Genomic DNA, 13,243 nt, shown 5'->3' on the forward strand with positions numbered 1-13,243 from the left:
CCGTGAAAACAAAACGCGTGAACAAGAGCGCGTTTAGGGGAGGTTTGGGTATGCATATTCTCATTATCGGTGCCGCCGGTATGATCGGCCGCAAATTGACACATCGTCTGGTTCAGGACGGACGGATCGGTGAGAAACAGATCGAAAAACTATCCCTCGTCGATGTCATCGAGGCGCCCGTGCCGGAAAAATTTACCGGCAAGATCGAGATCCGTGCCGCCGATATCGCCCAGAAGGACGCCGCTGCCACGATCATAGCCTCCCGGCCAGACCTCGTCTTTCATCTTGCCGCCATCGTCTCTGGCGAGGCCGAAGCCAATTTCGACAAGGGATACAGCATCAATCTCGATGGCACGCGATTTTTGTTCGAGGCGATCCGCCATGAAGGCGAAAAATCGCCTTACAAACCGCGCGTCATCTTCACCTCCTCGCTTGCCGTCTTCGGGGCCCCGCTTCCCGATGTCATCGAGGATGATTTCATCCTCACGCCCTTATCGAGCTATGGGACACAAAAGGCGATCGGCGAACTGCTCTTGGCCGATTACTCACGCAAGGGCTTTCTCGACGGCATTGGCCTGCGGCTCCCCACAATATGTATCCGCCCCGGCAAACCCAATGCCGCGGCGTCGGGCTTTTATTCCAATATTCTTCGCGAACCGCTCATCGGGCAAGAAGCCGTTCTGCCAGTCTCGGATGATGTCCGGCACTGGTTCGCAAGCCCTCGCGCCGCCGTCTCTTTCCTCGTACATGCGGCGAGCCTTGATCTTGAACCGCTCGGCTGGCGCCGCAGCTTGACCATGCCCGGCCTCTCGGCGACCGTCGGGGAGGAAATCGAAGCCTTGCGGCGGGTTGCTGGAGAAAAGGCCGTACGCCTTATCAAACGGGTCCCCGACCCAGCGATTGCCCGTATCATTGAAAGCTGGCCGCGCGCCTTCGCCGCGCGCCGCGCCGAGGCCCTCGGTTTCGTCGCCGAAACATCAATGGATACGATCATCAAGACTCACATCGATGACGAATTGGGCGGCGCCATAGTCTGAGTCCATTAGACACAATAATGTATTGAGTAACCATAAAAATCAATGAGATCGGCGTATCAACCGATCCTGCCGCGCACCATTGTCATGTGGGGTGCTGTCAAAAATACAGAATACCCGGAGGAAACATCCATGTCTCTATCGGTCACCGCGTTTGTCGCGGATTCAGAGGAGAAAAAGGTTGAAGATGCCATCTATCGCAAGGTGACCTGGCACATTCTTCCCCTCCTCTTTCTTTGCTATCTTTGCGCTTATCTCGATCGTGTGAATGTCGGTCTCGCCAAACTGCAAATGTCCGCCGACTTGCAGTTCAGTGAAACGGTTTATGGTCTTGGCGCCGGCATTTTCTTCATCGGCTTCTTCACGGTCGAAATTCCCAGCAATATCCTGCTTCACAAACTCGGCGCGCGCGTCTGGATCGCGCGCATCATGATCTCCTGGGGTCTGATTTCAGGCGCCACCATGTTTGTCACCACGCCTTGGGCCTTCTATGTGCTGCGCTTCTTCCTCGGCGTCGCAGAGGCCGGGTTCTATCCCGGCGTCATCCTCTATCTGACTTATTGGTACCCGAAAGAGCGGCGTGGCCGGATTTACGCCCTTTTCGCGACGGCCGTGCCCTTCTCCGGCATTATTGGCGGTCCCTTGTCCGGCCTGATCATCGATGGCATGAACGGCGTGGCCGGCTGGACCGGCTGGCAATGGATGTTCCTTTTGGAAGCCTTGCCGTCCATCGTAATGGGCATTGCCGCATTTATTTTCCTTACCGATCATATTCATAAAGCCAAATGGCTGTCCGATGCCGAAAAGACGCTTCTGAGCCGGAATATTTCGCGTGATGCGGACGGCAAAACTGTGCATTCGGTTTGGGCTGCACTGATGAACCGTAAAGTCTGGTTCATGACAACAATCTATTTTTGTCTCATCATGGGATTTTATGGAGTGGGTTTCTGGCTGCCCACACTCATCAATGCCACCGGCGTCAAAAGCGCTTGGCATGTCGGCTTGCTCACCGCCATTCCCTATGCATCCGCCGGTATCGCCATGCTGCTCATCGCCCGCAGCGCCGATCGCAGAAACGAACGGCGCTGGCACCTCGCGCTGACCTGCGTCGTCGGCGGCATTGGTCTCATCCTCAGCGCGCTTCTATCGCAGAGTATTCCCCTGGCCATGGCGGGATTGACGCTCGGCGCCATGGGCGCTCTGTCGACACTCCCCTTGTTCTGGAGCATTCCGACAGCTTTCCTGAACGGCACAGCCGCAGCGGCCGGCATTGCCTTCATCAATTCAGTCGGTAATCTCGGCGGTTTCGTCAGCCCCTATATGATCGGCTTTATCCGCGACACCACGGAAAGTTCCAATTTGGGCATGTATATGCTCGCCGCTTTCCTCTTTCTCGGTGCCGGCCTCACTCTCCTGGTTCCTGCCAAACTGACCGGCAAAGCGTGACGATTAGAGCCACAGTCCCTGGACCGCATTCAATGTGAATGCGGCAAGACGTAATAAATGAACCGCATTCAATGTGAATGCGGTTCCTCGGCCAATTTCAGGCCAAAAGTTTTGACGAGATCCTCGACCTGTTCTTTCGTCAAATAGCGCGGGTTGAGACCACGCAGCAAAAGATAAAGCTTCGCGGTCTCTTCCAATTCCTCAGTGGCGAAGACGGCTGCTTCGAGCGTATCACCAGCAACAACGGGACCGTGATTGGCCAACAAGACGGACGTATAACGGCCGGCAAGCCCCTTGATGGCATCGGCCACGGCAGGATCACCGGGACGATAATAGGGCACAAGCGCGGTCACGCCCGCCCGCATGAGATAATAAGGCGTTATCGGCGGCAAGACCGCGCGCGGATCAATTTCCGGCAGCATAGATAGCGCGACGGAATGCGTCGAATGCAGATGCACAATGGCGCGGGCGCTGCTTCGCGTTTCATAAAGCGCCGCATGGAGCGGGATCTCCTTGGTCGGTGCATCACCAGAAACCAGTTTTCCAGTGGCATCGAGCCGCGTGATGCGCGCCGGATCGAGAAAACCGAGCGAGGCATTGGTTGGCGTGACAAGCCAGCCTCCATCATCAAGCCGAAGACTGATATTGCCGGAAGACCCAGGCGTCAGGCCACGTTCAAAGAGCGAACGACCAAAACGGCAGATTTCGTCGCGCAATTTTGTCTCGCTCATCGTGTTTTCCGCCTCTTCGTATGCCAGCCTCACTCAGGCCGTCGCGCCTTGCATCAATTCAAATCCGACATCAATAAGCTGCGACGGTCCATCCGAGCAGACGAGTTTAGCGCCGCATTCACCGATCAGAACACGCGGTGTTCTGATCGTCGTGAGCGGTTGCGGTGCGCACTGGCCCACATCCAATCCATTGTAGCCGAAGAGGGCCAAGCGATCCGGTATCGCGATCCCCCGGCCAAGGCACAGGAAATAGCCGCCCATGGCCATGTCGTCATTGGAGAAATAAACCGCATCGAGCTTGGGGCAGCGCGATAACAAGCGCTCAAGGCCGGCGCGACCTTTCTCGATAGAAGAGGCCGCGTCGATGATTTCCCGATCATAAAGTTTAATGCCTGCCTCGGCCAGGATTTCAAGAAAGCCCGCAAGCCGCTTCGCCGCGCGGCGGTCACGATTCAGATCATGGCCGACATAGCCAATGCGGCGATAGCCTCTCGCGAGCAGATAACGCGCGCTGACCCGGCCCGCTTCACGACTCGAAAAGCCGACGACATGATCGATCCCCGTCCCGTCGGTATCGAGAAGTTCGGCAATGCGGACGCCACTTGCGCGCATCATCGTCACGGCGCGCTCGCTATGCTCCAGACCGGCGATCAACAGGCCCGCGGGGCGCCAGGCAAACATGGATTCAATGAGCGTCTCTTCCTGATTCTGATCATAATCCGTGATGCCGATAACCGATTGAAAACCGGCCGTCATCAACGCGTTTTGCGCGCCGCGCAAGACATCAGGAAACACGATATTCGCAAGGGAGGGAATGATGATCGCAACGAGATTCGATCCCGTGGAAGCTAGCGCGCCGGCGATTTTGTTTGGGACATAACCCAGCCGATCGACCGCGCTCTGGACCCTTTCGCGCGTCTTTTCCGAAAAGGAACCGTGGTTGCGCAAAACACGGGAGACCGTGCTCTCGCCCACGCCCGCCTCGCGCGCGACATCCGTCAAGGTCACGCTGGAAGCGATCCTACGATTGTCAAGCCAGCGGTCTTCAGACACGCAAAATCCTCCCGGCCCTTTCTACCTCTTTTCCCATAAAAATGCAGTGAGTCTCAAGTCCTATTTGGCAGCGCTGCCAAAATGTGATAGAGAAAATGGTAGCGCTGCCAATCTGCATCGCAGAACAGCAGCGCCAAAGCATTGGCATGCGCGATGGGCTTCGCCCGCGTCAGACAATGCAAGGATTCAATAACAAGAGTTTCCGCGTGATCTCGCTGATCGCGAAAGGGACCCCCCTGAAAACAATCAAGGAAAACCAAGCCCGAAGCGGGCGAGGGAGGAAAATATGAGCATGGAAATGCATGCATTGCCGCTTGCGGCATCCAACAATGTGGATGCTGAAAGCCAGGCCTATCGCAAAGTCTTCTGGCGCATCGTCCCTTTTCTCATGGTGTGTTACGTGGTCGCCTATCTCGACCGCATCAATGTCGGTTTCGCGAAATTGCAGATGGCGCAAGACCTGCAATTCAGTGAAGCCGTTTACGGATTAGGGGCCGGAATTTTCTTTCTCGGTTATTTTCTGTTCGAGATTCCGAGCAATTTGATCCTTCACAAGGTCGGCGCCCGCGTCTGGATCGCGCGGATCATGGTGACCTGGGGTCTGATTTCCGCCGCCTTTATCTTTGTTGGCTCGGCGCCAGCCTTTTATGTGATGCGCTTTCTCCTCGGCATGGCGGAAGCAGGTTTCTACCCAGGTATCATTCTCTATCTGACCTTCTGGTATCCGTCCTATAAACGCGCCAAGATCATCGCCATCTTCATGGCGGCCATTCCCGTCTCTGGCATTTTCGGCAATCCGCTTTCCGGCTGGATCATGGACCAGTTCCATCATACCGGCGGGCTTGCAGGTTGGCAGTGGATGTTCCTGATCGAAGCGGTCCCCGCTGTCATCGTCGGCATCATCACCTATTTCTATCTCGACAATAATATCCGCGATGCCAAATGGCTCAGCGACGACGAAAAGCAGATCCTCGAACAGAATATCAAGGCGCAAGCCGCTCAGCGGGAAACAACGCATTCGCTCAGGCAGGTCTTCACCAATCCGCGCATCTGGCAAATGGCCTTCATTTATTTTGCCGTCGTGACAGGTCAATACGGTTTGACATTCTGGATGCCGACCTTCGTCAAAACTGTGGGTGTGACCGGGAATTTCAATATTGGCCTCATTAGCGCGATCCCGTTCCTGTGCGCGGTCGTGGTCATGATCGCCTTTGGCCGCAGCGCCGATCACTATCGTGAACGCCGTTGGCATCTCGCCATCCCCGCCTTGCTCGGCGCCGTCGGTTTCATCGCCGCAGCAACAACCACCAATATGGGCTTTGCCATTCTCTTTTTGTCCTTGGCAGCCGCCGGCGCCCTAACATGCGCCCCCTTGTTCTGGTCACTGCCGACAGCTTTTCTTTCGGGAACAGCCGCGGCAGGCGGTATCGCCATGATCAATTCCATCGGCAATCTTGCGGGTTTCGTCAGCCCCTATGTCATTGGAATGATCCGCGACGCGACGGGCAATACGCAATACGCCATGTATACGCTCGCTGCCATGCTCGTCCTTGGGGCTATCGTCACACTTTTGACACCCGCCAGATTGGTCAATCACTGAGACCAAGGGTGGATCCGGCTCTGAATCCACCCGATCTCAGACATTTTCACCAATCATTTCACGGCCTCTTCGACAATGAAGGAAAAATAGAATGAATGCGGTCACAAATGCCACGGAATTCCGGCTCGGGCGCGTCGCCGTCATCGGACTGGGCTCCATGGGTTATGGCATGGCGCAATCGTTAAAGCGCGCCGGTTTCGATGTCACCGGTTGCGACACCAATCAGGACGCCGTTGCTCGCTTTGTTGCGGAGGGGGGACGCAGCAGCCCCATACTGGCGGACGTAGCGGCGGACGCCGATTGCGTTATCTCGGTCGTGGTCAATGCGGCGCAGACGGAAGCTATCCTCTTCGGCGATGGTGGCGTGGCCGAGACCATGCCCAAGGACAGCGTGTTCATCTCCTGCGCCACCATGGATCCCGATATTGTTCGCCGTCTCGCTGCCAAGCTCGAAGCGACGGGCCGACATTATCTCGATGCACCAATCAGCGGCGGCGCAAAGCGCGCGGCGGAAGGCGCCTTGACCATCCTCGCCTCCGGTTCGCCAAAAGCTTTTGCAAAGGCGCGCCCGGCACTCAATGCCATGGCTGCCAAACTCTATGAACTCGGCGATGCGCCAGGCCAAGGCGCCGCGTTCAAAATGATCAACCAGCTTCTCGCCGGCGTACACATTGCCGTCGCCAGCGAGGCAATCACCTTTGCCGCCCGTCAAGGTCTCGACCTCGACAAGGTTTATGAGGTTATCACCGCTTCGGCAGGCAATTCCTGGATGTTCGAGAATCGCGTGCCACATGTCCTCGAAGGCGATTACACGCCGCGCAGCGCCGTGGATATTTTCGTCAAGGATCTCGGCATTATTCAGGATATGGCACGCAACACCAAATTTCCCGTGCCGATCGCCGCCGCCGCATTGCAAATGTTTCTGATGACCTCCGCCGCCGGCATGGGCCGCGAGGATGATGCCTCAGTCGCACGGCTTTATGCCAACATCACCGGGACGAAACTGCCTGGAGCATAACCCCCGAAAGCAGAACGCTTTCTGGATCACGATTATGCGTTAAGACAACAAGATAAGGGCGTTTTCAGATTCGGATGAATCTGGAAATACACCGATAAGCCATGCGATCACCCTGAACGTGTAGAGGATGCCGCCATGCCACGTTTTGCCGCCAATCTCACGATGATGTTCAATGAATGGGATTTTCTCGATCGTTTCGATGCCGCCGCCGACGCCGGTTTCGAGGCTGTCGAATATTTGTTTCCCTATGATTTCACGCCGGAGGCGATTGCCGAGCGTTTGACACGCAATGGTCTGACCCAGGCCCTGTTCAATCTGCCGCCGGGCGATTGGGCCGCCGGCGAACGCGGTCTTGCCGCCCTACCCGGCCGCTTCGAGGATGTGAAGGCGGCCGTGACACACGCTCTCCCCTATGCGGAGGCGACGGGTGTCAAGCGGCTGCATCTGATGGCGGGCATCGGCGAGCGATCGAGTGCGGCAGCGACCGCCGCCTATTCTCAATCCGTTGCCTGGACGGCGGAAATTTTGGCCGACAAAGGCCTCGACCTTCTGCTCGAACCGATCAACAGCCGTGACATGCCAGGCTATTTCCTGAATGATTTTGCCTGGACGGATGCCTTCATCAAAGAGCTCGCCGCGCCCAATCTAAAACTACAATTCGACATTTATCATCGTCAGATCATGCATGGCGATGTGACCATGGCTTTCCGCCAGCTCCTGCCTTTCATCGGTCACGTGCAGATCGCAAGCGTCCCCTCGCGCCATGAACCGGATGGCGAGGAATTGAACTATGGTTTTCTTTTCGAGGAGATGGACCGGCTGGGCTATGCCGGTTTCACGGGCTGCGAATACCGCCCGCGCGCCGGCACCTTGGCGGGACTCGATTGGTTCAAACCCTATGCGCGGAGAGAACCCGTGTTGAGCTTGACGGGAGAACGGTCATGAGCTTGCTGCTCGGTTGCATCGCCGATGATTATACAGGCGCGTCCGATCTCGCAAATACACTTGCCCGCAATGGATTGCGGACGATCCAGACCATCGGCCTGCCTGCGGCCGATCTCGATTTGAAGGATATCGATGCCGCCGTCGTCTCTTTCAAAAGCCGCTCCATTCCTGCGGACGAGGCCGTCGCCTTGGCCGTCTCCGCGAACCATTGGCTGCGCGAACACGGCGCCAAACATGTCCTATTCAAAATCTGTTCGACCTTCGATTCAACCGATCTTGGCAATATCGGTCCAGTCACGGAGGCCTTGCGCAACGCGGATGCAACGCTGCCAACTCTGGTGACACCGGCTTTTCCCGAGACAGGGCGAACTGTCTATCAAGGCCATCTTTTCGTTGGTTCCGTGCCGCTCAATGAAAGTCCTCTCAAGGACCATCCGTTGAATCCGATGCATGACGCCAATCTCGTTCGCGTTCTCGCGCGCCAGAGTCGAGACAAGGTCGGCCTTGTACCTTTGTCCGTCGTCGAACAAGGTGTCGAGGCAGTTCGCACACATCTCGTCGCTCTAGCCAGTGAAGGCGTGCAAAGCGCAATCATCGACGCGGTTTTCGATCGGCATCTCGAAACCATTGGAATGATTGCACTGGAAGCGCCGACATCGACCGGCGCTTCAGGACTCGGCCTTGGCCTGGCCCGCGCGCTCACCGCGTCCAAGCCGATCCAAGCTGGCGTGCAGTCACAGAAGGCCTCCACGCCGGTCGCGGGACATGCCGCGATCATTGCCGGAAGCTGCTCGCAAGCGACTTTGCAGCAAATCGAGGCCGTAGCGGGAGCTATTCCAACCTTGCGCCTGCAACCCGAAGAGCTCATCGCCAGCCCGGCCCATACGGTCGAACGAGCCCTCTCCTGGGCCCGCCCACAATTGGCATCGGGGCCGGTACTGATCGCCAGCAGTGCCCCGCCTTCCGAAGTCATTGCCCTGCAAGCCCGCCATGGCAAGGAATCCGGCATCGCAATCGAAAAGGCGCTCGCCGAAATCGCCTCGGGACTCGTCAATTCCGGCGTGAAACGGCTTGTCGTCGCGGGGGGCGAAACATCGGGCGCAACGGTGGATCGGCTGCATGTGCAAGCCTTTTCGATCGGACAGGAAATCGCCCCAGGCGTGCCCATTCTTGAGGTATCCGATCAGGAACATGGCGCCATGCTGCTCGCTCTCAAATCCGGCAATTTTGGCGGCCGTGATTTCTTCAGCCGAGCGCTTGAACTGATGCAATGATCCTGACGCATCCATGCAACATGGCAAGAGGGTTGGTGATCATGCCAATCCTCGACCAATGACGGGAATCAAGTCTCGGTTTCACGCAGTCACGCGGCCCAAAAACGCCCGTATCGTGCTGGCGATCTCACGCGCATGCGTCTCAAGTGCGAAATGACCGGTGTCGAAGAAATGCACTTCGGCTTTTGGATTGTCTCGCTTGAAGGCTTCGGCGCCTGGCGGCAGGAAGAACGGATCATTCTTGCCCCAGACCGCGAGGAATGGCGGCTGCTGGGCCGCGAAATAGGCATGAAACTTGGGATAGAGCGCGACATTCGTTGCATAATTGCCAAAGAGGTCGAGCTGGATCTCGTCATTGCCTGGGCGCGATAGCAAAGCATAATCGAGCCAATAGGCTTCGGGTGCTACTTTCATCTCATCGGCGACACCATGCACATATTGCCATTTGGTGCCCTCGAGCGTCAGCAGCGAGCGAATAGCGTCCCGGTTCTCCTGGCTTGGCTCACGCCAATAGTTCTGGATTGGCGTCCAGCCCTCGCTCAAACCTTCTTCATAAGCATTGCCGTTCTGCGAGATAATCGCTGACACGCGCTCGGGCCGCGCCATGGCCAGACGATAACCGACGGGCGCCCCGTAATCGAAGACATAGATCGCATAATGCTCAAGGCGGATGACATCGGTAAAATCCTGGATGACCTTTGTCAAATTGTCGAATGTATAGTCGAACCGACCCCGTTCGGGCGCCGTGGTGAAACCAAAACCCGGCATATCAGGCGCGATAATATGATAACGATCAGCCAAAAGCGGGATCAGATCCCGGAACATATGCGAGGAAGTCGGAAAGCCATGTAACAGCAGAAGCGTCGGGTTCGCTGCATCGCCAGCTTCGCGGTAGAAGACCGTCACAGGACCGACCTTGGCTGTGCGCAAGGAGATTTCCACAGAGTTCGGAATGGCTGCGATATTCATATTCATAGCGTCTCTCCGGATTATCACGTCTCATCGACGCGTATCATCATGCCTTCTTGTGATATAGCCTTGCGTATTCCGGCAGAATATTTAGAGTTCGGCAGTCAGTATTCCAACTTTCGGAAGAATTATGGATCGCATCGATGCGATGAAAGTCTTCGTCGCCGCGCTCGATGAAGGCAGTCTCGCCGGCGCGGGGCGTCGTCTTGGGCGTTCACCGGCCGCCGTCAGTCGCGCTGTCGCCTTTCTCGAAGACCATGTCGGCGTGCAACTCCTCCATCGAACAACGCGCTCGATTAAATTGAGCGAGGCGGGCGAACGCTATGCCGCCGCCTGCCGCCGTGTGCTAACCGATCTCGAGGAGGCCGATATTCTCGCCGTCGGCGAGCGCTCGGCGCCGCGTGGAACGCTGACCATTACAGCGCCGGTCATCAGCGGCGAGGATATCCTAAGGCCGATCCTCGACGCTTTTCTCGATGCCTACCCCACCGTTTCAGCCAAACTCTATCTGCTTGATCGGCCGGTCAATCTGATTGATGAGGGAGTCGATGTCGCTTTGCGTATCGCGCACCTTCCCGACTCATCAATGGTCGCGACCCGCGTCGGCGAAGTCCGGCGCATTATTGTCGCCTCTCCTCGCTATCTCACCGAACATCCACGCATCCTGGAGCCCAGCGATCTCGCTAAACACCAGATCATCGCCATGACGCATTTCGGGCTGGACTCCTGGAGTTTTCCGCCTATGGAAGGCTCGACCATTCCCCGTAGCGTTTCCTTCACGCCACGCTTCATCGTCAATAGTGTGCGGGCAGCAGTCGCCTCCGCCGCCGAAGGCCATGGCGTCACACGACTGTTTTCCTATCATGTCGCGGAAAAGGTCCGGGAAGGCCAATTACTGATTATCTTGAGCGATACCGAACACACATCCTTGCCGGTCCATGTCATCACGCAGGAAGGCAGGCTTTCTGTTCCGAAAGTTCGTGCTTTCGTGGATTTTGCCGTGCCACGCCTGCGCAAGCACTTTGGCCGCCTGACCACCGACACCAAGGGCTGATCTTTCATTCACTCGTTTTACGGAAGAGTTTCTGCCGAATAGCGCCTATTCGATCGCAAAAGATCAAACATAAATGATTTGTGCCGGCTCTGAACAGGCCGGATCGGCGGCAATCCAGCCATCCGAAGAGATCATCGAGGCACTCATGGGTACGGAACAGAAAGTCGCCATCATTACGGGCGCATCGCAAGGCATTGGCGCGAGCCTCGTCAACGCCTATCGTGACCGCAATTATCGCGTCATCGCCAATTCTCGCTCGATCAAACCGTCGAACGATCCCGATGTCCTCACCATTGATGGCGATATTGCCGACCCCAAAACAGCGGACCGCGTGATCCGTGAAGGTCTCGCCCGTTTCGGGAGAATCGACACGCTCGTCAACAATGCCGGCATTTTCCTCGCCAAGCCTTTCACCGAATATACGGAGCAAGATTTCACCGCGATCCTCGCGGTCAATCTCGCGGGCTTCTTTCACATTACACAGCGCACGGTAGCAGAAATGCTGAAACAAGGCTCAGGCCATATCGTCAACATCACAACGAGCCTCGCCGATCAGGCGATAGCCAGTGTGCCCTCGGTGCTGGCCTCCTTGACCAAGGGCGGTCTTAATTCGGCAACCAAATCGCTCGCCATCGAATATGCACCGAAAGGCATCCGCGCGAATGCGGTCTCACCCGGCGTGATCAAGACCCCGATGCATCCGGTCGAAACCCACGAGTTCCTGGCAAAACTGCATCCACTCGGCCGCATGGGCGAGATCCGCGACATTACCGAGGCTGTCCTCTTCCTGGAAGCGGCCAGCTTCATAACCGGCGAAATTCTCCATGTCGATGGTGGCCAGAACGCCGGCCATTGGTGAGCCCCACACGCGAAATATGACGCCGATTCCAAACTCTTCTTCTCAGTTCCCAAAGGAGCCTCGCATGACAACATGGCCCGACACACGAATCCTCGATCTCTTCGGCATTGAGCTCCCCATCATCCAGGCACCGATGGCCGGGGCCACGACTCCCGAGATGGTCATCGCGGTCAGCGAGGCTGGAGGGCTCGGCTCATTGCCCAGCGCTCAATATACGGTCGAGCAGCTTCGCGCGGCTTTGGAAAGCATACGTTCTGGTACATCCCGGCCGATCAATGTCAATTTCTTCTGCCACGTCATGCCCGCTGACGATCCCGCGCGGCAAATGGCCTGGCGGGCCAGGCTCGCGCCCTATTACGTGGAGGCTGGGCTCGATCCAGCCGTCCCCCCGCCCGTTACGGGCCGCGCCCCCTTTGATGACGCTTTCTGTCAGGTCGTCGAGGAATTTCGGCCGGAAGTCGTCAGTTTCCATTTTGGCCTGCCGGAAACTTCTTTGTTGGAACGGGTGAAAAAGATCGGCGCCAAGGTCATATCCTCTGCCACGACTGTCGCCGAGGCCCTCTGGCTCAATGAGCGTGGCATTGATGCCATTATCGCCATGGGTTTCGAAGCCGGCGGTCATCGCGGCAATTTTCTGACCCAGGATATGGCGACCCAAGTCGGGACCATCGCGCTCGTGCCACAAATCGTCGATGCCGTTCGCGTCCCCGTCATCGCGGCCGGCGGCATCGCCGATGGGCGCGGCATAGCAGCCGCTTTCATGCTCGGGGCTTCGGCTGTGCAGATCGGCACCTCCTATCTTTTTACACAGGAAGCGAAAATCCCCGCGATCCACAGGGAAGCCTTGGAATCCGCCACCGACGACAATACGGCGCTGACCAATCTCTTCACCGGTCGGCCTGCGCGCGGCATTCTCAACCGAATCATGCGCGAGATCGGCCCGCTTTCGGATCTTGCTCCCGCTTTTCCAACCGCAGGCGGGGCACTCGCCCCCTTAAAGAGCCATGCGGAAGCCAAGCAATCGGGGGATTTCACCAACCTTTGGTCAGGTCAGGCCGCGCGCCTGGCGCATAAGCTCCTGCCTGCCGGAACTTTGACCCGACAATTGGCGGATGAGGCAGAAAAGCGCCTGTACCCTGGCGGTGCACATTGATCGGAACCAATATCCCCGCTGCTCAAAAGGCTTTTTGCCTCTGCATGCTTTTGGCGAGACCTTGGTGCATCCGTCCGTGCCGCTCAAGAGATCGCGTCATTAAACGC

12 protein-coding genes are annotated in these 13,243 nt (G+C 57.1%); 9 read left to right on the top strand and 3 right to left on the bottom strand.

The features are described from left to right. The first annotated feature begins 50 nt into the window (after nt 1-50). Nucleotides 51-1,037 carry a D-erythronate dehydrogenase gene (denD, locus tag BIND_RS10500; RefSeq protein WP_012385057.1) on the top strand — a complete coding sequence of 329 codons (987 nt, stop codon included), beginning with the start codon at nt 51-53 and terminating at the stop codon, nt 1,035-1,037. 129 nt (nt 1,038-1,166) lie between these two features. Further along, a complete protein-coding gene (locus BIND_RS10505) occupies nt 1,167-2,480 on the top strand; it encodes an MFS transporter (RefSeq protein ID WP_012385058.1) in 1,314 nt (437 codons plus the stop codon). A gap of 68 nt (nt 2,481-2,548) precedes the next feature. Here the strand turns inward: BIND_RS10505 and otnC are convergent, their stop codons facing one another. Beyond that, nucleotides 2,549-3,211, bottom strand: coding sequence for a 3-oxo-tetronate 4-phosphate decarboxylase (gene otnC, locus BIND_RS10510; protein ID WP_012385059.1), 663 nt, complete (start codon nt 3,209-3,211; stop codon nt 2,549-2,551). Nucleotides 3,212-3,244: 33 nt separating this feature from the next. Then, nucleotides 3,245-4,264: a LacI family DNA-binding transcriptional regulator gene (locus BIND_RS10515; RefSeq protein WP_012385060.1), complete on the bottom strand. Its 1,020-nt coding sequence runs from the start codon at nt 4,262-4,264 to the stop codon at nt 3,245-3,247. A gap of 292 nt (nt 4,265-4,556) precedes the next feature. Here BIND_RS10515 and BIND_RS10525 point away from each other — a divergent pair, with 292 nt between their 5' ends. The 4 genes from BIND_RS10525 (at nt 4,557) to otnK (ending at nt 9,101) form a co-directional block, all read left to right on the top strand. Continuing rightward, the gene (locus BIND_RS10525) at nt 4,557-5,864 is read left to right on the top strand and encodes an MFS transporter (protein ID WP_425277053.1); all 1,308 of its coding nucleotides are present in this window, start codon (nt 4,557-4,559) and stop codon (nt 5,862-5,864) included. A 91-nt stretch (nt 5,865-5,955) separates the two neighbouring features. Further along, nucleotides 5,956-6,882 carry an L-threonate dehydrogenase gene (ltnD, locus tag BIND_RS10530; RefSeq protein ID WP_012385062.1) on the top strand — a complete coding sequence of 309 codons (927 nt, stop codon included), beginning with the start codon at nt 5,956-5,958 and terminating at the stop codon, nt 6,880-6,882. Between the two features lie 135 nt (nt 6,883-7,017). Then, nucleotides 7,018-7,827 carry a 2-oxo-tetronate isomerase gene (otnI, locus tag BIND_RS10535; protein WP_012385063.1) on the top strand — a complete coding sequence of 270 codons (810 nt, stop codon included), beginning with the start codon at nt 7,018-7,020 and terminating at the stop codon, nt 7,825-7,827. Next, nucleotides 7,824-9,101: a 3-oxo-tetronate kinase gene (gene otnK / locus BIND_RS10540; RefSeq protein WP_012385064.1), complete on the top strand. Its 1,278-nt coding sequence runs from the start codon at nt 7,824-7,826 to the stop codon at nt 9,099-9,101. Before otnI ends, otnK begins: the two co-directional genes overlap by 4 nt. A gap of 81 nt (nt 9,102-9,182) precedes the next feature. On the opposite strand, the gene BIND_RS10545 is transcribed toward otnK, so the two are convergent. Further along, nucleotides 9,183-10,076, bottom strand: a complete 894-nt coding sequence (locus BIND_RS10545) for an alpha/beta fold hydrolase (RefSeq protein ID WP_012385065.1) — start codon at nt 10,074-10,076, stop codon at nt 9,183-9,185. A gap of 124 nt (nt 10,077-10,200) precedes the next feature. On the opposite strand from BIND_RS10545, the gene BIND_RS10550 reads away from it, so the two are divergent. The 3 genes from BIND_RS10550 to BIND_RS10560 all read left to right on the top strand — a co-directional run bounded on the left by BIND_RS10550 (nt 10,201) and on the right by BIND_RS10560 (nt 13,136). Further along, the gene (locus BIND_RS10550) at nt 10,201-11,124 is read left to right on the top strand and encodes a LysR family transcriptional regulator (protein WP_012385066.1); all 924 of its coding nucleotides are present in this window, start codon (nt 10,201-10,203) and stop codon (nt 11,122-11,124) included. A gap of 145 nt (nt 11,125-11,269) precedes the next feature. Further along, nucleotides 11,270-11,983 carry an SDR family NAD(P)-dependent oxidoreductase gene (locus BIND_RS10555; RefSeq protein WP_012385067.1) on the top strand — a complete coding sequence of 238 codons (714 nt, stop codon included), beginning with the start codon at nt 11,270-11,272 and terminating at the stop codon, nt 11,981-11,983. Nucleotides 11,984-12,047: 64 nt separating this feature from the next. Further along, nucleotides 12,048-13,136, top strand: coding sequence for an NAD(P)H-dependent flavin oxidoreductase (locus BIND_RS10560; protein ID WP_012385068.1), 1,089 nt, complete (start codon nt 12,048-12,050; stop codon nt 13,134-13,136). Nucleotides 13,137-13,243: the final 107 nt, after the last annotated feature.

Origin of the sequence: Beijerinckia indica subsp. indica ATCC 9039, assembly GCF_000019845.1 — a bacterium.
GTDB classification, from domain to species: Bacteria; Pseudomonadota; Alphaproteobacteria; order Rhizobiales; family Beijerinckiaceae; genus Beijerinckia; species Beijerinckia indica.

Coding starts and splice junctions, on each gene's coding strand:
- denD (WP_012385057.1), top strand. CDS start 51: ATGCATATTCTCATTATCGGTGCCGCCGGTATGATCGGCCGCAAATTG.
- BIND_RS10505 (WP_012385058.1), top strand. CDS start 1,167: ATGTCTCTATCGGTCACCGCGTTTGTCGCGGATTCAGAGGAGAAAAAG.
- otnC (WP_012385059.1), bottom strand. CDS start 3,211: ATGAGCGAGACAAAATTGCGCGACGAAATCTGCCGTTTTGGTCGTTCG.
- BIND_RS10525 (WP_425277053.1), top strand. CDS start 4,557: ATGGAAATGCATGCATTGCCGCTTGCGGCATCCAACAATGTGGATGCT.
- ltnD (WP_012385062.1), top strand. CDS start 5,956: ATGAATGCGGTCACAAATGCCACGGAATTCCGGCTCGGGCGCGTCGCC.
- otnI (WP_012385063.1), top strand. CDS start 7,018: ATGCCACGTTTTGCCGCCAATCTCACGATGATGTTCAATGAATGGGAT.
- otnK (WP_012385064.1), top strand. CDS start 7,824: ATGAGCTTGCTGCTCGGTTGCATCGCCGATGATTATACAGGCGCGTCC.
- BIND_RS10545 (WP_012385065.1), bottom strand. CDS start 10,076: ATGAATATGAATATCGCAGCCATTCCGAACTCTGTGGAAATCTCCTTG.
- BIND_RS10550 (WP_012385066.1), top strand. CDS start 10,201: ATGGATCGCATCGATGCGATGAAAGTCTTCGTCGCCGCGCTCGATGAA.
- BIND_RS10555 (WP_012385067.1), top strand. CDS start 11,270: ATGGGTACGGAACAGAAAGTCGCCATCATTACGGGCGCATCGCAAGGC.
- BIND_RS10560 (WP_012385068.1), top strand. CDS start 12,048: ATGACAACATGGCCCGACACACGAATCCTCGATCTCTTCGGCATTGAG.